22 protein-coding genes are annotated in these 21,490 nt (G+C 67.7%); 15 read left to right on the top strand and 7 right to left on the bottom strand.

Annotated features, from left to right (window positions below; genetic code table 11):
* Position 1: 1 nt before the first annotated feature.
* From cysD to WAX14_RS18735, 3 genes are read right to left on the bottom strand one after another with little or no spacing between them, the layout of a single operon-like run.
* Entirely contained in the window at positions 2 to 946 is a 945-nt protein-coding gene (gene cysD, locus WAX14_RS18745) for a sulfate adenylyltransferase subunit CysD (protein WP_422629555.1), read from the bottom strand.
* Positions 943 to 1,677, bottom strand: a complete 735-nt coding sequence (locus tag WAX14_RS18740; RefSeq protein ID WP_422629554.1) for a phosphoadenylyl-sulfate reductase — start codon at positions 1,675 to 1,677, stop codon at positions 943 to 945. Before WAX14_RS18740 ends, cysD begins: the two co-directional genes overlap by 4 nt.
* Positions 1,674 to 3,395 (bottom strand): nitrite/sulfite reductase, encoded by a 1,722-nt coding sequence (locus tag WAX14_RS18735; protein ID WP_422629553.1) that lies wholly within the window; start codon positions 3,393 to 3,395, stop codon positions 1,674 to 1,676. Before WAX14_RS18735 ends, WAX14_RS18740 begins: the two co-directional genes overlap by 4 nt.
* A gap of 372 nt (positions 3,396 to 3,767) precedes the next feature.
* On the opposite strand from WAX14_RS18735, the gene hemW reads away from it, so the two are divergent.
* Positions 3,768 to 4,970, top strand: coding sequence for a radical SAM family heme chaperone HemW (hemW, locus tag WAX14_RS18730; RefSeq protein WP_422629552.1), 1,203 nt, complete (start codon positions 3,768 to 3,770; stop codon positions 4,968 to 4,970).
* Between the two features lie 111 nt (positions 4,971 to 5,081).
* On the opposite strand, the gene WAX14_RS18725 is transcribed toward hemW, so the two are convergent.
* Positions 5,082 to 5,390: a type II toxin-antitoxin system VapB family antitoxin gene (locus tag WAX14_RS18725; RefSeq protein ID WP_422629551.1), complete on the bottom strand. Its 309-nt coding sequence runs from the start codon at positions 5,388 to 5,390 to the stop codon at positions 5,082 to 5,084.
* Between the two features lie 163 nt (positions 5,391 to 5,553).
* On the opposite strand from WAX14_RS18725, the gene hrcA reads away from it, so the two are divergent.
* From hrcA to WAX14_RS18705, 4 genes are read left to right on the top strand one after another with little or no spacing between them, the layout of a single operon-like run.
* Positions 5,554 to 6,597 (top strand): heat-inducible transcriptional repressor HrcA, encoded by a 1,044-nt coding sequence (gene hrcA, locus WAX14_RS18720; protein ID WP_422629550.1) that lies wholly within the window; start codon positions 5,554 to 5,556, stop codon positions 6,595 to 6,597.
* 45 nt (positions 6,598 to 6,642) lie between these two features.
* Positions 6,643 to 7,791, top strand: coding sequence for a molecular chaperone DnaJ (dnaJ, locus tag WAX14_RS18715; protein WP_422629549.1), 1,149 nt, complete (start codon positions 6,643 to 6,645; stop codon positions 7,789 to 7,791).
* 9 nt (positions 7,792 to 7,800) lie between these two features.
* On the top strand, positions 7,801 to 8,562 hold the full coding sequence (locus WAX14_RS18710; RefSeq protein ID WP_422629548.1) for a 16S rRNA (uracil(1498)-N(3))-methyltransferase: 762 nt from the start codon (positions 7,801 to 7,803) through the stop codon (positions 8,560 to 8,562).
* A 10-nt stretch (positions 8,563 to 8,572) separates the two neighbouring features.
* The gene (locus WAX14_RS18705; RefSeq protein WP_422629547.1) at positions 8,573 to 9,352 is read left to right on the top strand and encodes an alpha/beta hydrolase family protein; all 780 of its coding nucleotides are present in this window, start codon (positions 8,573 to 8,575) and stop codon (positions 9,350 to 9,352) included.
* A gap of 38 nt (positions 9,353 to 9,390) precedes the next feature.
* Here WAX14_RS18705 and WAX14_RS18700 read toward each other — a convergent pair whose 3' ends face one another.
* A complete protein-coding gene (locus tag WAX14_RS18700) occupies positions 9,391 to 10,968 on the bottom strand; it encodes an MFS transporter (protein WP_422629546.1) in 1,578 nt (525 codons plus the stop codon).
* Between the two features lie 153 nt (positions 10,969 to 11,121).
* On the opposite strand from WAX14_RS18700, the gene WAX14_RS18695 reads away from it, so the two are divergent.
* From WAX14_RS18695 to WAX14_RS18655, 9 genes are all read left to right on the top strand, one after another.
* Entirely contained in the window at positions 11,122 to 11,784 is a 663-nt protein-coding gene (locus tag WAX14_RS18695; RefSeq protein WP_422629545.1) for a TetR/AcrR family transcriptional regulator, read from the top strand.
* 85 nt (positions 11,785 to 11,869) lie between these two features.
* Complete coding sequence (locus tag WAX14_RS18690; RefSeq protein WP_422629544.1) at positions 11,870 to 12,934, top strand: PhoH family protein; 1,065 nt, start codon at positions 11,870 to 11,872, stop codon at positions 12,932 to 12,934.
* A 49-nt stretch (positions 12,935 to 12,983) separates the two neighbouring features.
* A complete protein-coding gene (ybeY, locus tag WAX14_RS18685) occupies positions 12,984 to 13,526 on the top strand; it encodes an rRNA maturation RNase YbeY (RefSeq protein ID WP_422629543.1) in 543 nt (180 codons plus the stop codon).
* A gap of 24 nt (positions 13,527 to 13,550) precedes the next feature.
* Positions 13,551 to 14,861, top strand: coding sequence for a hemolysin family protein (locus WAX14_RS18680; RefSeq protein WP_422629542.1), 1,311 nt, complete (start codon positions 13,551 to 13,553; stop codon positions 14,859 to 14,861).
* Between the two features lie 20 nt (positions 14,862 to 14,881).
* Positions 14,882 to 15,799 carry a GTPase Era gene (gene era / locus WAX14_RS18675; RefSeq protein WP_422629541.1) on the top strand — a complete coding sequence of 306 codons (918 nt, stop codon included), beginning with the start codon at positions 14,882 to 14,884 and terminating at the stop codon, positions 15,797 to 15,799.
* Between the two features lie 165 nt (positions 15,800 to 15,964).
* Entirely contained in the window at positions 15,965 to 16,345 is a 381-nt protein-coding gene (locus WAX14_RS18670; protein ID WP_422629540.1) for a PLDc N-terminal domain-containing protein, read from the top strand.
* Positions 16,346 to 16,425: 80 nt separating this feature from the next.
* Entirely contained in the window at positions 16,426 to 18,036 is a 1,611-nt protein-coding gene (locus WAX14_RS18665; RefSeq protein WP_422629539.1) for an alpha/beta hydrolase, read from the top strand.
* A 45-nt stretch (positions 18,037 to 18,081) separates the two neighbouring features.
* Positions 18,082 to 18,519, top strand: coding sequence for a hypothetical protein (locus WAX14_RS18660; protein ID WP_422629538.1), 438 nt, complete (start codon positions 18,082 to 18,084; stop codon positions 18,517 to 18,519).
* A 17-nt stretch (positions 18,520 to 18,536) separates the two neighbouring features.
* The gene (locus WAX14_RS18655; RefSeq protein WP_422629537.1) at positions 18,537 to 18,818 is read left to right on the top strand and encodes an SHOCT domain-containing protein; all 282 of its coding nucleotides are present in this window, start codon (positions 18,537 to 18,539) and stop codon (positions 18,816 to 18,818) included.
* Positions 18,819 to 18,862: 44 nt separating this feature from the next.
* Here the strand turns inward: WAX14_RS18655 and WAX14_RS18650 are convergent, their stop codons facing one another.
* Both WAX14_RS18650 and WAX14_RS18645 read right to left on the bottom strand, forming a co-directional pair.
* Entirely contained in the window at positions 18,863 to 19,441 is a 579-nt protein-coding gene (locus WAX14_RS18650) for a TetR/AcrR family transcriptional regulator (RefSeq protein ID WP_422629536.1), read from the bottom strand.
* Positions 19,442 to 19,443: 2 nt separating this feature from the next.
* Entirely contained in the window at positions 19,444 to 20,862 is a 1,419-nt protein-coding gene (locus tag WAX14_RS18645) for an amidase (protein WP_422629535.1), read from the bottom strand.
* A 143-nt stretch (positions 20,863 to 21,005) separates the two neighbouring features.
* On the opposite strand from WAX14_RS18645, the gene recO reads away from it, so the two are divergent.
* A partial coding sequence (recO, locus tag WAX14_RS18640; protein WP_422629534.1) for a DNA repair protein RecO occupies positions 21,006 to 21,490 on the top strand: 485 nt, incomplete at its 3' end.

The following is a 21,490-nucleotide window of genomic DNA, read 5'->3' as shown; positions in this document are numbered from 1 at the left end:
ATCAGAAGTAGCCCTCTCGCTTGCGGTCTTCCATGGCCGCTTCGGAAACTCGGTCGTCGCCGCGGGTGGCGCCGCGTTCGGTCAGCCGCGACGCGGCGACCTCGTCGAGGATGTCCTCGTTGGTGGATGCTTCGGACAGGATCGCGCCGGTCGTGGAACCGTCGCCGACGGTGCGGTACCGCACCGAACGGGTCGTGAGTTCCTCGCCGTCGGCGGGGCCGCCCCACACACCCGGGGTCATCCACATGCCGTCGCGCTGATACACCGGACGCTGATGCGCGTAGTAGATGCTCGCGAGTTCGATGTCGTCGCGGGCGATGTACCGCCAGATGTCGAGTTCGGTGAAGTTGCTGAGCGGGAACACCCGGACATGCTCGCCGGGGGCGTGCTTGCCGTTGTACAGGTTCCACAGTTCGGGACGCTGACGCTTGGGATCCCACTGGCCGAATGCGTTGCGCAGCGAGAAGATCCGCTCCTTCGCCCGGGCGCGTTCCTCGTCGCGGCGGCCGCCGCCGAACACTGCGTCGAAACGGTTCTCGGTGATGGCGTCGAGCAGTGGAACGGTCTGCAACGGGTTGCGGATGCCGTCCGGCCGTTCGGTGAGGCGACCGTCGGCGAGGTAGTCCTCGACCTTCGCGACATGCAGGCGCAGCCCGTACTTCTCGACGACATGGTCGCGGAACGCCAGCACCTCGGGCAGATTGTGTCCGGTATCGACGTGCAGGAGCGCGAACGGCAACGGCGCGGGCCAGAAGGCCTTGAGTGCCAGGTGGAGCAGAACCGTGGAGTCCTTGCCGCCGGAGAACAGGATGACCGGACGTTCGAACTCGCCGGCGACCTCGCGGAAGACGTGGATGGCTTCCGATTCGAGGGCGTCGAGAGTGTCGAACGTGTTGCCGTCCAACTTGTTTCGAGAGCCTGTCGGGCTTGTTTCGGTGAGTGTCATGAGGAGTGCAACCCGCATTCGGTCTTGGCTCGGCCGGCCCACCGTCCGCTGCGCGGATCGGCTCCGGGAAGTGGTTTGACGGTGCACGGAGCGCACCCGATGGACGGATAACCCTCGTCGACGAGGGGATTGACGAGAATCCCGTGTTCGTCGATGTAGTCCTGCATCTCCTCGTCGGACCACGCGGCGATCGGGTTGATCTTCACCAATCCGAACGCCTCGTCGAACGAGACGAGCGGCGCGTTGGCCCGAGTCGGCGACTCGACGCGGCGGATGCCGGTGACCCACGCGCGGTACCCCTTCAGCGACTCGGTCAGCGGCACAACTTTCCGTAACCGGCAGCACTCGTTGGGATCACGCGAGAACAGGTCCTTGCCGAGCAGTGCGTCCTGCTCGGCCACGGAATCGGCGGCCTTCGCCTCGACGAGAGTGCCGCCGTACACCTGCGTGACCGCATCCCGGGTGCCGAGGGTCTCGGCGAAGTGGTAGCCGGTGTCGAGGAACAACACATCCACACCCGGACGAACCTGCGTGGCGAGATGCACGAGCGCCCCGTCCTGCATGTTCGATGCGACGATGTAGCCGCTGCGGTCGCCGCTCACCGCGGACCCGAAGGTGTCCTCGGTCCATTGCAACAATTCCAGTGCCGAGGCGCCCTCGAGGCTTGCCGCCCCCTGCGCGGCGAGCGCACGAAGGTCCTCGGCGGTTTCGGGGGTCTGAGTGATGGTCATCGCAGGTCCGCCTCGTCTGCGCGAACCGTCCATTCGGCGAAGCGCTCGCCGCTGTTCCGGTTCTTGATGAAGTTCCGCACAATTCGTTCGATGTAGTCGGTCGCCTCGTGCGCGAGGATGCGGTGCTGGCGCAGCTTCCGGCCGAATCCGATATCGAAGCCGAGGCTGCCCCCCAGATGCACCTGGAAGCCCTCGATCTGCTTGCCGTCGCCGTCGTCGACGAGCATGCCCTTGAAGCCGATGTCCGCGACCTGGATCCGGGCGCACGAGTTCGGGCAGCCGTTGAAGTTGATGGTGATCGGCACATCGAGTTCGGAGTTCAGTTCCGCGAGCCGGGCCTCGAGTTCGGGCACCAGATTCTGCGAGCGACTGCGGGTCTCGGTGAACGACAGCTTGCAGTATTCGAGACCGGTGCACGCGATGAGGTTCCGACGCCACCGCGACGGGCGCGAACTCAGGCCGACGGCCTCGAGAGCGCTGTCCACGCCCGCGACCTTGTCGTCGGGGACGTCGACGACGATGAGCTTCTGGTACGGAGTCAGCCGCAGTGCGTCGGTGCCCGCTTCGTCCATCGCGTCGGCGATCGCGTAGAGGATCGTGCCCGACACACGACCGGACACCGCGGAGAATCCGAGCGCGTTGAGCCCGTTGGTCTGCTTGGTGAGTCCGACATGGTCGATCGGGTGGAGCGGCTGCTCGGGCGCCGGTCCGTCGATCAGCGGCCGCTTCAGGTACTCGGTCTCGAGAACTTCCCGGAACTTCTCGATGCCCCAGTCCTTGATGAGGAACTTCAGACGCGCCTTCGACCGTAGTCGACGGTAGCCGTAGTCACGGAAAATCGCGACGACGCCCTCCCACACGTCGGGGACGTCCTCGAGCGGAATCCACGCTCCGGTCCGCTGCGCGAGCATCGGGTTGGTCGACAGGCCACCGCCGACCCACAGGTCGAAGCCCGGGCCGTGCTCGGGGTGGTTCACGCCGACGAACGACACATCGTTGATCTCGTGCACCACGTCCGGCTGACCGGAAATAGCCGTCTTGAACTTGCGCGGCAGATTCGAGTACTCCGGGTTGCCGATGTAGCGGCGCTTGATCTCGGCGAGAGCGGGGCTCGCGTCGATCACCTCGTTCGGGGACAGGCCTGCCAGTGGGGAACCGAGCATGCCGCGCGGGCAGTCGCCGCAAGCTTCGGTGGTCTCGAGGCCGACTTCCTCGAGCCGGCGCCAGATCTCGGGCACGTTCTCGATCTCGATCCAGTGGAACTGGATGTTCTGCCGGTCGGTGATGTCGGCGGTGTCGCGCGCGAAGTCCGTCGAGATGCTCGCGATCGCGCGCACCTGCGCGGTGTTCAGAGCGCCACCGTCGGTGCGGACACGCATCATGAAGTACGGAGCTTCGAGGATGTCGGCGTTGTCGTCGCCGGTCCACGTGCCGTCGTAGCCTTCGGCGCGCTGCGTGTACAGACCCATCCAGCGGAACCGGCCGCGCAGATCGGCCTTGTCGATGCCGTCGAAGCCGACATGCTGATAGGAGTCGATGATCCGGCGGCGGACGTTGAGCGGGTTGTCGTCCTTCTTCACCTGCTCGTTGGCGTTGAGCGGCTCCCGGTACCCGAGTGCCCACTGGCCTTCGGAACGGCGATTCGTGGGCTTGCGTCGTACCGGCTTGGCAGGCGCAGCCGCGTCGGCGGGGGGAGAGACGTCGGTGGTCGACGACATTCAGGACTCCTGGAGATTGCTACGGACCGGATCGGGAACGTCGAGATGGGCTGTACCTCGCGCAGATACGCCTCGACCCGGCTGGATCTACTGGGCTGGCTCTACTGGGATTGCCGGGGGTGCTGCCGACTAGCGACAGTCGGCGCAGGAACAGCCGGCGCAAGGCTGACAGCAGGACGCGCAGACGCGCTTGAAGTCGACGTGGCGGCGAGCCACGAGTCGCACTCCGGGTCCGGTCATGTCGACCATTGTGCCACGTCACGGGGGCGAAGCCGAATCCTGGACGGTATTTCCACCAAAATCGCGGGAAATGCCGAGGTCATCGCACCACGGCCGGTCGAGTCCCGACCCGGCTCTGGAACACTGGATGGTGTGAGTGAGACGAGAACGGGCACCGGAGCCGGATTCGAACTGTCGGCCGCTGCGCGTGCCGGCGTCGGCAGCCGGCCGTTCGGTGTGTACGTGCACGTGCCGTTCTGCGCGACCCGCTGCGGCTACTGCGACTTCAACACCTACACCGCTGGGGAGTTGGGATCGTCGGCCTCACCGCAGTCCTGGCTCGAGGGGCTCCGCCGGGAACTCGACATCGCCGCCGGCATGCTCGGCGCACCCGCTGCGACCACCGTGTTCGTGGGCGGCGGCACCCCGTCGCTGCTCGGCGCCGACGGCCTCGCCGATGTGCTCGACGCGGTCCGGTCGAGTTTCGGGCTCGCCACAGGTGCGGAGGTGACCACCGAATCCAACCCAGAATCGACCGGACCAGAATTCTTCGCCCGGATCCGCGACGCCGGCTACACCCGACTGTCGCTGGGCATGCAGTCCGCGGCATCGCACGTGCTCGCCGTGCTCGACCGCACACACACCCCCGGACGGCCGGTCGCCGCGGCCCGCGAGGCCCGCGCCGCCGGATTCGGCCACGTCAACCTCGACCTCATCTACGGAACCCCCGGCGAACGCGACGAGGACCTCGCCCGGTCCCTCGACGCCGTACTCGACGCAGGCGTCGACCATGTCTCCGCGTACGCGCTGATCGTCGAGGACGGCACGGCCCTTGCACGGCGGGTGCGGCGCGGCGAGCTACCCGCACCCGACGACGACGTGCTCGCCGCCCGCTACGAACAGATCGACTCGCGCCTCGAAGCGGCCGGACTGACCTGGTACGAGGTGTCCAACTGGGCGCGTGCCGACGACCCGTCCGCACGGTGCGCGCACAACCTCGGATACTGGGACGGTGGCGACTGGTGGGGTGCCGGCCCCGGCGCGCACAGTCACGTCGGCGGCGTCCGCTGGTGGAACGTCAAGCACCCCGCGCGATACGCCGACACCCTCGGCGAGGGCAGACTGCCCGTCGGCGGCAGTGAGCACCTCACCGCCGAGGACACCCACACCGAGCAGGTGATGCTCACCGCGCGGCTGCGCACCGGTCTGCCGTGGGCGGCACTCGGGCCGTCGGAGCGGGACGCCGCGCGGACGGTCGTCGCGGACGGTCTCGCCGACCTGACCGGTGATCGGCTCGTCCTCACCCAGCGCGGCAGGCTCCTCGCCGACGCCGTGGTGCGTTCGATTCTCGTCTGACATCGGGGCTCCGACCGGGAGTGTCCGACTGCGGGGCTCCGCCCCGGATCGAGCGAATGTATCGCTCGCTTCAATAGATCGACCGAATGTACCTCTCGCTCGGGAACACGGTCAGTCGGGTGTCAGCGCGTCGTAGTCGAACACCCGTGCGTGCAGGACGACACGGTTGCGCAGCGCCGAACGCACCGCGCGATGCAACCCGTCCTCGAGGTACAGGACCCCGTGCCACTGCACGGCATGGGGGAACAGATCGCCGTAGAACGTCGAATCCTCCGACAGCAACCGGTCGAGTTCGAGAACCTTCGTGGTGGTGACGATGTCGTCGAGCCGAACCTGCCTCGGCGGGATCCGAGACCAGTCCCGCAAAGACAGGCCGTGATCGGGATACGGTTTGCCATCCCGGACACCCTTGAAAATCATGAACTCACAGTACGTGGGGCACACGGTCCCGCCGCGACCTCGGGCCGCGGTGCGGCGACGACTAGACTGGATCGGCGAGGCACACAGCGCGCGGCGCCGCGTGCGGGTCGAGTGTGGGCAGTGGAACTGCGCAGCGCGGAGGTAGAAGCGGAGGTGGGCGTGGATGTCGAGCACTGACGAACGGCGATTCCAGGTGTTGCGCGCGATCGTCGCGGACTACGTGTCCACCAAGGAACCGATCGGATCGAAAACCCTCGTCGATCGCCACAACCTGGGTGTGTCCAGCGCAACCGTCCGCAACGACATGGCCGTACTCGAGGCCGAGGGCTACATCACGCAGCCGCACACCAGTTCCGGGCGGGTGCCCACCGACAAGGGCTACCGGCAGTTCGTCGACCGGATCGCCGACGTCAAACCGCTCTCCGGGGCCGAGCGCCGCGCGATCCTGCAGTTCCTCGAATCCGGCGTCGACCTCGACGACGTGCTGCGCCGCGGGGTGCGTTTGCTCGCCCAGCTCACCCGGCAGGTCGCGATCGTGCAGTACCCGACGCTGTCGGCGTCGTCCGTGCGCCACCTCGAGGTGGTCGCGCTCACCCCGGCCCGCCTGCTGCTGGTGCTGATTACCGACTCGGGCCGCGTCGACCAGCGCATCGTCGAACTCGGCGACATCGTCGACGACGACGATCTCGCTCGCCTGCGCGACCTGTTCGGGACGGCGCTGGCAGGAAAGCGGCTGGCCGCGGCGTCGATCGCTGTGTCCGAACTTGCCGAGGAAGCCCCCGATGACCTGCGCGACGCAGTGATCCGCTGCGCGACGGTGCTGGTGGAGACGCTGGTCGAGCATCCAGAGGAACGACTGGTCCTCGGCGGCACTGCGAACCTGACTCGCAATGCCGCGGATTTCGACGGGCACGCCGGTGTGCCGGGTTCGTTGCGTACCGTCTTGGAGGCGCTCGAGGAGCAGGTCGTGGTGCTCAAGTTGCTCACGTCCAGCCAGGACGCGGGTCGTGTCACCGTCCGGATCGGTGAGGAAACGCAGGCCGCGGAGATGCGCGGGACGTCGGTGGTGTCCACCGGCTACGGCACCGCCGGTACCGTATTCGGCGGGCTCGGGGTGCTCGGCCCCACTCGGATGGACTATCCGGGAACCATCGCGTCGGTTGCAGCCGTTGCGAGATACATCGGCGAGGTGCTCGGCGAACGCTGAGCACCGTCCATATCTGTGTAGAGAAGTAAAGGACGAGAACCTAACGTGGCACGGGACTATTACGGGACGCTCGGCGTGTCCAAGAACGCGACCGACCAGGACATCAAGCGTGCGTACCGCAAGCTGGCGCGTGAGCATCACCCGGATGTGAACCCGGATGAGTCGGCGCAGAAGCGTTTCCAGGAAATTTCCGCCGCCTACGAGGTGCTGTCGGACCCGGAGAAGCGTCGCATCGTCGATCTGGGCGGCGACCCGCTCGAGTCCGGTGCCGGTGCGGCTGGCTTCGGCGGTGCCGGTTTCGGGGGCCTCGGCGACGTCTTCGAAGCGTTCTTCGGCGGCGCGGGAGGCGGGGGCGGGCGCGGCCCCCGCGGTCGTGTGCAGCCCGGTGCCGATTCGCTGCTGCGGACACGGTTGACGCTCGACGAATGTGCGACAGGCGTCACCAAGACCATCACCGTCGACACCGCGATCCTGTGCGACGGCTGCGCGGGCTCGGGCACCAACGGCGATTCGAAGCCGATCCGGTGCGAGACCTGTGGTGGTGCCGGTGAGGTCCAGTCCGTGCAGCGATCGTTCCTCGGTCAGGTGATGACGTCACGTCCGTGCCCGACCTGCCGTGGCGCCGGCGAGACCATCCCCGACCCGTGCCGCAAGTGCGGGGGCGACGGCCGGGTGCGGTCGCGCCGCGAGATCACCGTCAAGGTGCCCGCCGGTGTCGGCAACGGGATGCGCATCCGGTTGGCCGCGCAGGGCGAGGTCGGGCCGGGCGGGGGCCCGGCCGGCGACCTGTACGTCGAGGTCGTCGAGCAGCAGCACGACGTGTTCGTCCGCGACGGCGACGACCTGCACTGCACGATCCGGGTACCGATGATCGACGCTGCGCTCGGCACCACCGTCGTCCTCGACACGATCCTCGACGGACCCACCGAGATCACCGTCGACGCCGGCACCCAGCCCGGCTCGGTGGCGATGCTGCGCGGACACGGAATGCCGAAATTGCGCTCGGGTATCCGAGGCGACCTGCATGCCCATCTCGAGGTGGTCGTGCCGTCGAAACTCGACAACAAGCAGGTCAAGTTGCTCGAGGAATTGCGCCGCCACAACGAGCGCGACCGGGCCGAGGTCGTGTCCAACAGTTCGCAGCATTCCGGGGGCCTGTTCTCCCGCCTGCGCGACGCGTTCAGCACCCGCTAGGCAGCGTCGATGGCCGCGACACTGTTCTACCTGGATCCGTTGCCCGGCATCGGTGAGGTCGCGGTGCTCGACGGCAAGGAGGGCAGGCACGCCGCGACCGTTCGGCGCATCACCGTCGGGGAACGCCTCGTGTTGTCCGATGGTCGCGGTGGTGTCGCGGACGTCGAGGTGAGTGCGGTCGCGAAGGATCGGCTCGAAGCGACCGTGCTGGATCGGCGCGAGTCGGCGGCGGTGTCGCCGCAGGTGACCGTCGTGCAGGCGTTGCCGAAGTCGGAGCGGTCGGAACTGGCGATCGAACTGGCCACCGAGGCCGGTGCGGACGCGTTCGTGCCGTGGCAGGCCGCGCGATGCGTCGCACGCTGGGACGACGCGAAGGCAGACAAGGGCGTGGCGCGCTGGCAGGCCGTCGCGGTCGCGGCCGCGAAGCAGTCGCGCCGCTCGCGTATTCCCGCCGTCGCGTCGGTGTCCCGCATGGCGGGGGTCGTCGCGCTGGTGCGTGAGACGGTCGCGCGTGGCGGGATCGTTGCCGTGCTGCACGAGTCGGCGACCGTACCGTTCGGGTCGCTGCCGTTCGCCGATGCCCCCGAGGTCGTGCTGGTCGTCGGTCCCGAAGGCGGTCTGGACGACGGTGAGGTCGCGGCATTGACCGAGGCCGGGGCCACACCGGTGCTGCTCGGGCCGACGGTGCTACGCACATCGACCGCTGCCGCGGTGGCACTCGGCGCGGTCGGGGTGCTGTCCAGTCGCTGGGGGGCACGTCCGCTCGACTAGCGTCTCGGGCATGTCCCGCACTCGCATCTCCTACGGACCGGAGCCCGAACAGTTCGGTCATCTCTACCTTCCGGATGGCGTGGGCGAACGCCGTGTTCCGGTGGTGATGGTCATTCATGGTGGGTATTGGAACGGCGACCATCACCTCAATCTCGGTACCCCGCTCGCCACGGAACTGGCCCGTCGCGGCGTCGCCGCATGGAACATCGAATACCGCCGTCTCGGTGCAGGGGGGTGTTGGCCGGAAATATCCGCCGATGTCACGTCCGCGCTGGATGCGATCGGGACACTCGTCGCCGCTCACGCCCGCTCCGCCGGTGTCGAGCTGGATCCGGCGCAGGTGCGGGTCGTCGGGCATTCGGCGGGCGGGCAACTCGCGGTCTGGCTGGCCGGTGAGGACACCGTGGTGCGGCCCTCGCTCGTGATCGGTCAGGCCGCCGCGCTGGACCTGGCGTCGGCGGGGGAACGCGGCAGGCGGGTGGACTATCTCGAAGCACTGTTCGGGGCGTCGTACGAGCAGGATCCGCAGGTGTACCGGTCGGCGTCGCCGCGTCATCGGCTGCCCATCGGCCGACCGATCGTCCTGATCCACGGGTCGGACGACAAGCAGGTGCCCGCGAAGGTTGCCGCGCGGTACGCGGAGATCGCTCGGGAAACCGGGGACGACGTGGCCCTTCATATTGTCGACGGCGAGGATCACTTCGCGTTCCTGAACAAGAACACGGCGTGCTGGAAGCTGTCGCTGGATCTGCTGGTCCCGGATCCGGCGGTCGGAACGCCGCTGCCGTGACCGCAGTTCGGCACGGTTGATCGCGGCTTCCGGTGCGATCAGCCGGTCCGTGCGGGCAGGATCAGCGCGACCGCGACGGTGCCGACCGCCAGTGCGACACCGCCGACCAGTGCGGCGTCGACGACGGCGTGGGCGAACGCAGCACCCGACGAATCCAGTAGCGGTTGGGCGTAGGACTTCGCGAACGGATTCGCGGCGAGTTCCTCCGCGACGATCGTTGCGCCGCCGACCGAGTCGCCCGCGGCCGCGAGCGCGAGCGCGGCCTGGTCGGCGAGGTCGCCGGTGAGATTGTTCAGCGGCAGGCCGGACAGGAAGCCGGTGATCTCGTCGCGGTACGACGTGGCGAGCACCGAGCCGAGCAGCGCGATACCGAGGGACCCGCCGAATTCGACGGCGGTGTCGTTCAGTCCGCCTGCCGCTCCCAGCTCGGTGTCGGGGAATCCGCCCATGATCAGGTCCGTCGCGGGCGGGGTCGCGAGGCCGATGCCGAGGCCGACGAGCAGCAACGACGCGAGGAAGATCGTGTACCCGGTGCCCGGTTCGAGCAGGACGAGCAGCAGGACTCCGGCAGCCGCCACGGCCATGCCGGTCGACACCAGGATTCGCGCACCGAACCGGGGTCCGCAGCGACCACTGACGGCGGCGCCGACGGTGACCGAGGCTGCGAGCGGGAGTAGTCGCAGGCCCGTCTCGAGTGGTCCGTACCCGAGAACGAACTGGAATTGCTGGGCGACGAAGTAGATGAGCCCGAAGGCCGCGAAGAACAGCAGCAGCACCGCGACGCATGCCCCGCCGATCGCGCGGTCGGCGACTCGCCGCAGGTTCAGCAGTGGTTGTGGGTGCCGTAGTTCCCACCCGGCGAACGCGACCGCGCCGACGATCGAGGCGCAGAGAGCACCGAGAGGTGCTGAGCCCCAGCCGAAATGGAATCCGTTGATGATCGCGTAGACGATGCCGCCGACGGTGACCACGGACAGGGCGCCACCGATCCAGTCGACGCGCGTGCGCCCGTCGGCTTTCGACGCCGGAACCAGGGCGAGCGACGCGACCGCGGCGACTGCGGCGATGGGCACGTTGATCAGGAAGGTCGAGCCCCACGAGTGGCCTTCGAGAAGCCACCCCGCCAGCAGCGGACCGAGGGCGATGGCGAGACCGGAGGTCGCGGCCCACGCGGCGATCGCGCGTGCTCGTTCGGCGGCCGGGAACATCGCCACCAGCAGGGACAGGGTCGCGGGCATGATCACGGCGGCGCCGATGCCCATGACGATCCGGGCGACGATGACCTCTGTTGCGGTGTCGGCGAGGCTGCCCACGATCGCGCCGGCCGCGAAGACGACCAGGCCGGTCAGGAGTGCGGCTCGGCGACCGTAGCGGTCGCCGAGTGCACCGCACAGCAGCATCAGCGCCGCGTAGGGGACGGTGTAGCCGTCGATGATCCATTGCAGGTCGGCGCTGGTGAGTGCGAGTTCGCGGAGCATGCTCGGCGCCGCGACGATCAGCGCGGTGTTTGCCATCACGACGATCAGCAAGCTCAGGCACAGGACCGCCAGTCCGGCCCAGCGGCGCGGATAGGGCAGTGCGGGTGCAGGCTCCGCGTGGCCGGTGACGGTCGTCATAGCGCTACTCCTGGGCTGTTCGGTGCCGGGTGGGCCGGGCACTGTTTGCACACTGGTGTGCAACTTAAACTTTTGCACATTGATGTGCAACTAGACTTGAGGGTGGTTGCAGTTCTCGGTGAGAAAGGTGTGTGCAACGTGCACGAACCGGCTATGGGACCAGTTGCAGGTCCTCGCGTTCCGGCGGCACGAACCCGGACGAATACCAACCGGCGACGCATCCTCGACGCGGCGATGGGGTGCTTCGCGGCGGACCCCGACGCGAGCATGGACGATGTCGCGCGCGCCGCCGGCGTCGTCCGGCGCACCGTCTACGCGCACTTCCCGAATCGGGACGCCCTGGTGGACGGCATCGCCGCGGACGCCGCCGCGGACCTGGCCGCCGCCATCGACCTTGTCGAACCCGACAGTCCGGATCTCGCACTTGCGGTCGGTGCGCTGCGTACCTGGCCGGTCGGCGACCGGTACCGGATCCTGCTGTCCTTCGCGCGCAACGAACTGGGCGAGCACTACATCGCCGGACTCATCGCACCCGCACGTACCCGCGTCCTCGATGTGGTCGAACGCGGCCGCGCGCAGGGCGTCTTCGCCGACTACCTGCCGTCGCCGGTCCTCGTCGGAATGATGGAGGGCCTGACGATGGCGACGCTCGAACAGGCCAACCTCGGACTCGTCCGCGATTCCGGCGAGAGCATCGCCCTCGGCGCGTTGGTGCTCGCCGGGGTCACCCCCGCACGTGCCACGGACGTCGTCGAACACGCCCGTCGCTGGCTGTGTGAGCACGTCGAGGGGTCGAGCGAGAGAGTAATGCGGTGAATGTCCGTCGCGTCCGGCGCTAGACTGACATCCACGCGACGCCCGTCGTGTGCGAGCCGAACCGAAAGCAGGCAGTACCGTCCACGTGAGTGAATCAGACGACACCCGCGACCCCGGAAATGCCGAACGGACCACCGTCCGATCCAACCTGGACCTGCCGCCGGATGCGGCAGCCCCGCTGCTCGGGGCGGCCGACGAGAACCTTGTCGCCCTCGAACGCGTGCTCGACGCGGACATTCATGTGCGCGGCAATTCCGTCACCCTGACCGGAACCTCCGCGGACGTCGCACTCGCCGAACGGGTCATCGGTGAACTCGTCACCCTCGTCGGACGAGGCCAGCGTGTGACACCCGACACGGTGCGCCGCACCTCGGGCATGCTCACCCAGGGCCTGTCCGATTCCCCGGCGGACGTGCTGAGCCTGGACATTTTGTCACGACGGGGCAAGACGATCCGTCCGAAGACGCTCAACCAGAAGCGATACGTCGATGCGATCGACGCCAACACCATCGTCTTCGGCATCGGCCCCGCCGGCACCGGCAAGACCTACCTCGCGATGGCAAAAGCCGTGCAGGCCCTGCAAACCAAACAGGTCACCCGCATCATTCTGACCCGGCCGGCCGTCGAGGCAGGCGAACGGCTCGGGTTTCTACCGGGAACGCTGCACGAAAAGATCGACCCCTACCTGCGCCCGCTGCACGATGCGCTGCACGACATGATGGATCCGGAGTCGATCCCGAAACTCATGCAGGCCGGGGTCATCGAGGTCGCGCCACTCGCATACATGCGCGGCCGGACGCTCAACGACGCGTTCATCATCCTCGACGAGGCGCAGAACACCACCGCCGAGCAGATGAAGATGTTTCTCACGCGTCTCGGTTTCGGCTCGAAGATCGTCGTCACCGGCGACGTCACCCAGGTCGACCTGCCCGGCGACGCCCGCTCGGGCCTGCGCGCCGCCACCGAGATCCTCGACGACATCGACGGAATCCACTTCGCGCTGCTCGACAGCAGCGACGTGGTGCGGCACAAACTCGTATCCGACATCGTCGACGCCTACGGCCGCTACGAGGCCGAACGTTCGTCCGATGTCGGCATCGGCAACCGGGCGCAGCGGCGCGGCACCGGGCATCGGGTGCAGCGCCGGTGAGCCGTCCGTGCATTCGAACCCAGTCCGCAGCGCAGAAGGAACGACACCGATGAGCATCGAGATCTCGAACGAATCCGGGATGGACGTGGTCGAGGAGAATCTGCTCGACGTCGCCCGCTTCGTGATCGCGCGGATGGACGTGCACCCGGCAGCCGAACTGTCGATGGTGCTCGTCGACTCCGACGCGATGGCCGATCTGCACATGCGGTGGATGGACTTGCCGGGCCCCACCGACGTGATGTCGTTCCCGATGGACGAACTCGAACCGGGAGGTCGCCCGGACGCGCCCGATCCGGGTCCGTCGATGCTCGGCGATATCGTGCTGTGTCCGTCGTTCGCCGCGGACCAGGCGACCAAGGCCGGGCACCCACTCGATCACGAACTGGCCCTGCTCACGGTGCACGGGATGCTGCATCTCCTCGGATACGACCATGCCGAGCCCGAGGAAGAGAAGGAGATGTTCGGTCTGCAGAATCAGCTCCTCGAGGAGTGGTACGAGGAACTGCGCCGTGCCGAGCATCACGCCCAGCTCGCCGCCCGCGACCAACGACTTCTCGGCAAGGTCGGTCTCTCCGACGATCCCGATCAGTAGCGGGGCAGTCGTGGGAGTACGCGCATGAGCGCCGTCGCACTCGTGGTGATCGCGATTGTCCTGGTGCCGCTCGGCGGGTTGTTCGCGGCCGTCGATTCCGCACTGAACACCGTCTCCGCCGCTCGCGTCGACGACCTGGCCAAGGACGAGCGGACCGGCGCGCAGCGGCTGCGGTTGATCCTCGAAGACCGACCCAGATACGTCAATCTCATGGTCCTGCTGCGGATCCTGTGCGAGATCACCGCGACGGTGGTGCTCGCCGGGGCACTGCTCGAGGTCCTGGACCGGACGTGGGCGCTGGTCGTCAGCGCCACCGTGATGGTGTTGGTCGACTATGTCGTCATCGGCGTCGGGCCACGCACCCTGGGCCGCCAGCACGCCTACTCGATCGCGTTGTCCGCGACGATCCCGTTGCGCTTCCTCGGCGTCGTGCTCGGCCCGCTCAGCAGAGTGCTCATCCTCATCGGCAATGCGCTCACACCCGGTCGTGGTTTCCGCAACGGACCGTTCGCCAACGAAATCGAACTGCGTGAACTTGTCGACCTCGCGCAGGAGCGTGGCGTCGTCGCAGACGACGAACGCCGCATGATCCAGTCGGTGTTCGATCTCGGCGAAACCACCGCCCGTGCCGTGATGGTTCCGCGCCCGGAGATGGTGTGGATCGAGATCGACAAGACCGCGGGGCAGGCAACATCTCTCGCGGTGCGCAGCGGGCACTCCCGCATACCGGTCATCGGCGAGAACGTCGACGATGTCCGCGGCGTCGTCTATCTCAAGGACCTCGTCCAGCAGACGTACTACTCGCGCGACGGAGGCCACAGCGTCAAAGTCGCCGATGTGATGCGGCCGGCGGTCTTCGTCCCGGATTCCAAGCGACTCGACGATCTGCTCGCGGAGATGCAGCGCGACCGCAACCACATGGCGGTGCTGGTCGACGAATACGGCGGTATCGCCGGACTGGTCACCATCGAAGACGTTATCGAGGAGATCGTCGGAGAGATCGCCGACGAGTACGACGCCGGTGAGATCCCGGACGTCGAGGATCTCGGGGACGGCGCCTATCGTGTCTCCGCGCGACTGCCCGTCGAGGACCTCGGTGAACTGTTCCACGTCGAGATCGACGACGACGAGGTCGACACGGTCGGTGGTCTCCTCGGATTCGAACTCGGCCGTGTGCCGTTGCCGGGTTCGGAGGTCACCACCGCAGGATTGATCCTGCGTGGCGAGGGCGGCGCGAACGTGCGTGGCCGAGTGCGGATCAACACCGTGCATGTCCAGCGCGCCCAGGCCGGCGACGGGCCCGATCCGAAACCCGTCGAAGACCCCGAACGATGACCCACCCCGAGGAGCATGGCATGACCGGCACCGACTTCCGTTCCGGCTTCGTGTGTTTCGTGGGGCGACCGAACACCGGCAAGTCCACGCTCACCAACGCCCTGGTCGGCAGCAAAATCGCGATCACCTCGTCGCGGCCGCAGACCACCAGGCACACCATCCGCGGCATCGTGCACCGCGACCACGCCCAGTTGATCCTTGTCGACACCCCAGGACTGCACCGGCCCCGCACGCTGCTCGGGCAGCGGCTCAACGACCTGGTGCGCGATACTTACGCCGAGGTCGACGCGATCTGCCTGTGCATCCCGGCGGACGAGAAGGTCGGCCCGGGTGACCGGTGGATTCTCGACCAGGTGCGCACCGTCGCTCCGAAGACCCCACTGGTCGGCATCGTCACGAAGATCGACAAGGTCGGCAAGGAGCAGGTCGCCGCGCAGCTCCTCGCCGTCTCGAAACTGCTCGGCGCGGACACCGACGTGGTACCCGTCTCCGCGACCTCCGGTGAGCAGATCGAGGTGCTCGTCGACGTGCTCGCCTCGCACATGGAACCCGGCCCGGCGTTCTACCCGGACGGCGAACTCACCGATGAGCCCGAAGAAACCCTCATGGCCGAGCTGATCCGTGAAGCAGCGCTCGAGGGTCTCGGCGACGAACTGCCGCATTCGCTGGCCGTGGTGATCGAGGAGATCGTCGAGCGGGAGGGTCGCACCGAGAAACAGGGCGAGCTGCTCGACGTGCACGCGTTGCTGTATGTGGAGCGGCCCAGTCAGAAGGGCATCGTCATCGGCAAGGGTGGTGCGCGATTGCGTGAAGTCGGTACCGCGGCGCGCACCCAGATCGAAAAGCTCCTCGGCGTGAAGATCTATCTCGATCTGCACGTGAAGGTCGCCAAGGATTGGCAGCGCGACCCGAAGCAGCTCGGCCGCCTCGGCTTCTGATTCGGGAGTCGGTTTCCGGCCCGGACCTCCACGTGACTGCACCGCGCCGATTTGACAGGTGCCGCTGCCGCCACAAAGATCAACAGGCGCCCGAACGGCGCGGCTCGGGGGAGTTCTGTCGGTGCGGGTTGTCGTGAACTTCTCGCAGGGGAAAGGCTTGTCGCGGTGCTCGATTCGTTGTGGGATCTGTTTCTGTACACGTTGGTTGTCTTCGCGTTCGTCGCCTACTTGCTCATTCTGTTCCAGGTGCTGACGGACTTGTTCCGAGACCGCTCCACCTCGGCAGTCGTGAAGGTCGTCTGGATCATTCTGTTGATCGTTCTGCCGTACCTGACCGCGTTCGCCTACCTGCTGATCCGCGGTCGCGGCATGGCCGAGCGTTCCACCGCCGCCCACGACGCCGCGCAGCACGCCGCGGACGACTACATCCGTAAGGTCGCCGGCCGCACGCCGGCAGCGGAGATCACCGAGGCGCAGGCACTGCTCGATGCCGGAACGATCACCGGCGACGAGTTCGATCGGATCAAGGCGAAGGCACTGAGCTGACCGGGACCGCAGCGCTCGAGCCCGCACCGCCGAGCACAGTGCGGGCTCGGCTGTCCGGGTACGGCCGCAGTTTCCATCCGATGGGACTCGCTGTCGCACTGGTGTTCTTCGTGTGGTCGATGAGTCCGTCGCTGCTGCCACGGGTGTGGTACCTGCAGGGCGTTGCGACCGGGATCGGTATCGCCACCGGCTACGGAATCGGATGCCTGGTCGCGTGGGTGGTGCGGCGCTGCGGCATCGACCCCCGATGGACGACGCGGACCCGTCGGATCGGGTGGTGGGCCTTGGCTGGTGCCGCGGTGATCGTGGTGCCGACATTCCTCGTTCTGGGATCGTGGTGGCAGCAAATCATTCGTGACCTGGTCGGTGTCCCGCGGGCGCCGCGGTCGTTCTACCTGTTCGTCTTGGTGATCGCGCTGGTCGTCGCGCTCGTGTTGGTCGCGACCGGTCGCGGGTTGCGCGCAGGCACCGACCGGTCGGCGCGGTATGCCGGCCGATTCGTGCCCGCACCGATCGCACGGGTCTCCGCGGTGGTGCTCGCCGTGACTCTGTCGGTACTCGTGCTCGACGGAGCCGTCTACCGCGGCCTTCTCGGTGTGGCCGAGCGTTCCGCGGAAACCGCAGACCGGAGTACCGCGGACGGTGTCGACCGGCCATCGTTACCGGAGCGGTCGGGATCGCCGGATTCGGACGAGGCGTGGGACACCCTCGGTCGTGAAGGTCGAAGTTTCGTTGCGGGCGGCCCTACTGCCGCGCAGATCGAATCCGTCACCGGCACACCGGCGCTCACTCCGATTCGGGTGTACGCCGGACGTGAGTCCGCGGACACGGTCGAGGGGATTGCCGAGCGGGTCGTCGCCGAACTCGAGCGGACGAATGCGTTCGATCGCCAAACCCTGGCAGTGGTCACCACCACCGGGCGTGGCTGGGTGAACGGTAACGTAGCGGGCGCGTTCGAGTATGTGGGCGGCGGGGACACGGCGATCGCCGCGATGCAGTACTCGTTCCTGCCCAGCGCGCTGTCGTTCATCGCCGACCGCGAGACCCCGCAACTGGCCGGGCAGGCACTGTTCGAGGCGGTTCATCGGGCGTGGTCGTCGCGTCCCGAAAGTCAGCGCCCGAAGTTGGTGGTGTTCGGTGAAAGCCTCGGCTCGTACGGTGGACAGGCCGCGTTCGCGTCGGGTGCGGACATTGTCGCGCGCACCGACGGCGCACTGCTGGTGGGCACCCCGAATTTTGCGCAGCCGTGGGGGCAGATCACAGCCGGCCGCGATCCCGGATCGCCGGAGCGGCTACCGGTGGTCGACGAAGGCCGGCACGTGCGCTTCGCGTCCCGCCCCGACGATGTGGATCTTCCGGGTCCGTGGGAATTTCCACGTGTGGTGTTCTGGCAGCACGCGAGTGATCCGATCACCTGGTGGTCGTTCGATCTACTTGTGCACGAACCCGATTGGTTGCGTGAGCCGCTCGGCCCGGATGTCGACCCCGGTATGACGTGGTTCCCGCTCGTCACGTTCTGGCAGGTGACGTTGGACATGATCTTTTCGGCGGATGTGCCGTCCGGGTTCGGGCACGCCTTCGGGCCGGAAGCGGCCGAGTTGTGGGTCGATATTCTCGACCCCGAGGGTTGGGACACGACCATGACTGTTCGGGTGCACGACGCCCTGGCCGGAATCATGCCGGCGGACTGACCTTTCCTACCCAGTACCTCGACCGAACTCAGACAAGGACATCACGTGACCATCGACTCCACCCATGAGGACCGGCTCGGTCCGGTAGACCACGTCACCGTCGAGTTCCTCCCGGGACAGATCCCGGTCGAGGGCTTCACCGAACTGCTTGCACTCGTGGACGCCGGTGTCATCCGCATCCTCGATCTGGAATTCGTCACGCGCGTAGACGGAATCGCGACCACCGTTGCGCCGACGGCGGTCGGAGAGCAGTTGGCCGCGTTCGAGGGCGCGGGCTCGGGACTGCTCGACGACGAGGATCTGCGCAATGTCACCGACGGACTGGCCCCCGGCAGCATCGCCGCGGTCCTCGTCTACGAGCACCTTCCGATGCTGGCGGTGGAACGGGCATGGGAGAGTGCCGGTGCCACCGTCGTCGCCGAGGGACACATCGACCTTTCCGATCTCGACGATGCGCTTCGCATCACCGAACCGACCAACTGATCCGAAGGGTTTCTCCGATGAGCTTGTTCCGCACTGCCGCCAATGCCGCTGTCGCCAGTTCCGTTCACGGCCGGGTTCAGCGCCGCCAGCGTGATCGTTGGGCCGCCCAGTCCCAGGCCGCGCCTGTTGTCGCCCCCGCGCCTGTTGTTGCCGCAGCGCCTGTGCCGCAGGGGGGTCCGGCGGCGCTCGACACCGAGGCGCTGCTTTCCGCTCTCGAACGACTCGCCGCGTTGCGGGAAAAGGGCGTCCTCACCGAGGCAGAGTTCGAGCAGCAGAAGGCCCTGATCCTCGCCGGCTGAGATTCCGAAACGACGTCCGGCGCGGCCATAGGGTGACGGGCCGCTCACGCTCGCGGGTGGGCCGGGCCGGCGAGTACCGCGCCCTGCAGCAGCATCAGCACCGACGTCGACAACTCGCTGCCGCCGCCGGTGGACAGCCGTCGTAGCTGCAACCCGGCGATCGTCGCGACAAGTGTCGGTGCGACCGACTCGGGATTCGGTAGCCCGAGTTCGGTGAGGATCGCGACCGTCAGTTCGTCGTAGGCCGCCCAGCAGCGGTCTGCCGCCGTACGCAATTCGGGGTCGCGGCCGGCCTGGACATACAGTTCGAATGGTGCGATTCGTTCGGCGGAGAACGACAGGTCCTCGGCGACGCGTTCGGCGAACCCGGCCGCCTCGGCGAGCGTAACGCCCTGTCCGCGATGCGATTCGGCGATCTCACGCAGCCGAGTGGTCTCCTCGGTGACGAAGGTGGTCAACGCCGAACGCAGCAGGTCGGACTGGCTCGGGAAATGGTAGGTGATCGAGCCGAGCGAGACATTCGCGTGTGCGGCGATGCGCCGGTTGGTGATTCCGGCGATGCCGTCGGTCCCGATCAGATGCAGCGTCGAGGCAATGATGCGGTCCCGGACGGATGTCGACACCGTCACCACCAGCGTTCCGGAATCGTCTCGTCCCAGCGCAACGTCGACTCGAGCTGTGCGGCAAGGGAAACCAGCAGCGGTTCGGCATTTTCGTGGCCGAGGAGTTGAGCGCCGATCGGTAGGCCCGCGTCGGTGAATCCGGCGGGGACGTTGATGCCGGGCCAGCCGAGCACATTCCACGGCCAGGCATACGGGCAGGCGGCGGTGATGACCTTGTCGGTCTTCCAGCCACCGATGTCGTCGATCGCGTCCACCGGCAGTGGCGGCGTCGCGGTGGTGGGGGCGAGAACCACATCGAATCGGTCGAAGATCGCCCCGACCCGGCGGCGTAGGCGGGGTTCGAAGGCGCGGGCCGCGCGTAGGGGCGCACCGCCGAGGAGTCGTCCCGTGCGGGCGTTGGCGCGAGTACGAACGTCGGCGAGCGACGGATCGGGCAGTCGGTGCAGCCAGTCGTCGATGCCCGACATCGAGCGTGGCAGGAAGTTCAAGCCGAAGGTGATGCGGTAGTTGGGGTCGGCGACGGTGACGTCGTGCCCCAGTTCGCGCAGCGTCGCGACGATCGAGTCGATTCCGCCGCGGACCTCGGGGGTGAGCCGGGTGGGGGTGGCGGTGTAGGGAGGGCGCAACGCGAGTGCGATGCGCAGGCGGCCGGGGTCGCGGCCGACGGCGTCGGCAACGGTGACCGGGGTCGGATGGTGCCGGTCACCGGAGTGGTTGCCCGATACGGCGTCGAGCAGCAGTGCTGCGTCGGCGACGGTGCGGGCCAGCACCCCGTGGGTGGTGAGGCCGTTGAACGCTTCGGGGTCGGGCCACATCGAGATGCGACCGCGCTGCGGTTTGATGCCGACCAGGTTGGTCCAGGCGGCGGGGATGCGCACGGATCCGGCGCCGTCGGAACCCAGTGCTGCAGAGACGAGACCGGCCGCGACCGCTGCGGAACTACCGCCCGACGAGCCGCCCGGAGTGTGCTGACGTGACCAGGGGTTCCGGGTGTCCCCGAACGCGCTGCCCCCGGTGAGCGGCCACTGCCCGAGCTCCGGTGAGTGGGTCTTGCCGACGATGACGGCACCGGCCGCGCGCAGGCGTCGCACGACCTCGGAGTCGTATTCCTGGTCGGGGAAGTCGCCGGCGCAGCCGAAGGCGGTGGGTTCCCCGGCGATGTCGGTGTCGTCCTTGATCGCGACCGGCACCCCGAGGAGGGGGAGGCGCACTCCGGTGACGAGCCTGCGGTCGGCGTCGGCGGCCTCGGCGAGCGCGGCGTCGCGCCGGACGACCCGGAATGCGTTGAGGGTGCCCTGCGTGGACTCGATGCGCTCGAGCGCGGCCTCGGTCAACCGGATCGATGTGGTGGTGCCTGCGGCAAGCGCGGCGGCTTCGGCTGCGAGTCCGGCCGCGCGTGTGTCTTCCCTGGGTGTGGTCATCGACGCTCCCTGTTCGTTCGAACGAACAGTAACGCGTTCCCGTGGATGCGGGCAAGCCCGCCGGTGTGCCTCTTGGGCCGTTGGGGCAGCCACAAAGGCACACGACCCCGCGCGTGTCGGGCGCGCGTGCCAGACTCGTGGATGTGAGGTTGTACCGGGACAACGCGGTGGTGCTGCGTCAGCACAAACTCGGCGAGGCCGACCGCATCATCACCCTGCTGACCCGGCGCCACGGGCTGGTTCGGGCCGTGGCGAAGGGGGTGCGCCGCACCCGATCGAAGTTCGGTGCCCGGCTCGAGCCGTTCGCGTACATCGATGTGCAACTGCATCCCGGCCGGTCACTCGACATCGTCACCCAGGTCCAGACGATCGACGCGTTCGCGGCCGACATCGTCGACGACTACGCCCGCTACACGACGGCCTGCGCGATCCTCGAAACCGCCGAGCGGCTCGCCGGTGAGGAACGCGCCCCGGTACCTCGTCTGCACGCGCTGACCGTCGGCGCGTTGCGTGCCCTGTGCGACCGGGTCCGTCCGCCCGACCTGCTCCTCGATGCCTATCTACTGCGGGCCATGACGTATGCGGGCTGGGCGCCCGCGATCGCCCGCTGTGCCCGCTGCGACCGGCC

The organism is Rhodococcus sp. (in: high G+C Gram-positive bacteria) (assembly GCF_049299235.1).
Taxonomy (GTDB): domain Bacteria; phylum Actinomycetota; class Actinomycetes; order Mycobacteriales; family Mycobacteriaceae; genus Rhodococcus.
Note: the sequence above shows the minus strand (reverse complement) of the source record. Positions and strands in the feature narration are given on the sequence as shown.

What these genes read in the sequence shown, in the direction of transcription:
- WAX14_RS18705 (WP_422629547.1), top strand. Translation starts at nt 8,573, where the DNA reads ATGTCCCGCACTCGCATCTCCTACGGACCGGAGCCCGAACAGTTCGGT.
- ybeY (WP_422629543.1), top strand. Translation starts at nt 12,984, where the DNA reads ATGAGCATCGAGATCTCGAACGAATCCGGGATGGACGTGGTCGAGGAG.
- WAX14_RS18710 (WP_422629548.1), top strand. Translation starts at nt 7,801, where the DNA reads ATGGCCGCGACACTGTTCTACCTGGATCCGTTGCCCGGCATCGGTGAG.
- WAX14_RS18680 (WP_422629542.1), top strand. Translation starts at nt 13,551, where the DNA reads ATGAGCGCCGTCGCACTCGTGGTGATCGCGATTGTCCTGGTGCCGCTC.
- WAX14_RS18695 (WP_422629545.1), top strand. Translation starts at nt 11,122, where the DNA reads ATGGGACCAGTTGCAGGTCCTCGCGTTCCGGCGGCACGAACCCGGACG.
- WAX14_RS18700 (WP_422629546.1), bottom strand. Translation starts at nt 10,968, where the DNA reads ATGACGACCGTCACCGGCCACGCGGAGCCTGCACCCGCACTGCCCTAT.
- WAX14_RS18645 (WP_422629535.1), bottom strand. Translation starts at nt 20,862, where the DNA reads ATGACCACACCCAGGGAAGACACACGCGCGGCCGGACTCGCAGCCGAA.
- WAX14_RS18665 (WP_422629539.1), top strand. Translation starts at nt 16,426, where the DNA reads ATGGGACTCGCTGTCGCACTGGTGTTCTTCGTGTGGTCGATGAGTCCG.
- WAX14_RS18655 (WP_422629537.1), top strand. Translation starts at nt 18,537, where the DNA reads ATGAGCTTGTTCCGCACTGCCGCCAATGCCGCTGTCGCCAGTTCCGTT.
- WAX14_RS18725 (WP_422629551.1), bottom strand. Translation starts at nt 5,390, where the DNA reads ATGATTTTCAAGGGTGTCCGGGATGGCAAACCGTATCCCGATCACGGC.
- cysD (WP_422629555.1), bottom strand. Translation starts at nt 946, where the DNA reads ATGACACTCACCGAAACAAGCCCGACAGGCTCTCGAAACAAGTTGGAC.
- WAX14_RS18740 (WP_422629554.1), bottom strand. Translation starts at nt 1,677, where the DNA reads ATGACCATCACTCAGACCCCCGAAACCGCCGAGGACCTTCGTGCGCTC.
- hrcA (WP_422629550.1), top strand. Translation starts at nt 5,554, where the DNA reads ATGTCGAGCACTGACGAACGGCGATTCCAGGTGTTGCGCGCGATCGTC.
- WAX14_RS18735 (WP_422629553.1), bottom strand. Translation starts at nt 3,395, where the DNA reads ATGTCGTCGACCACCGACGTCTCTCCCCCCGCCGACGCGGCTGCGCCT.
- era (WP_422629541.1), top strand. Translation starts at nt 14,882, where the DNA reads ATGACCGGCACCGACTTCCGTTCCGGCTTCGTGTGTTTCGTGGGGCGA.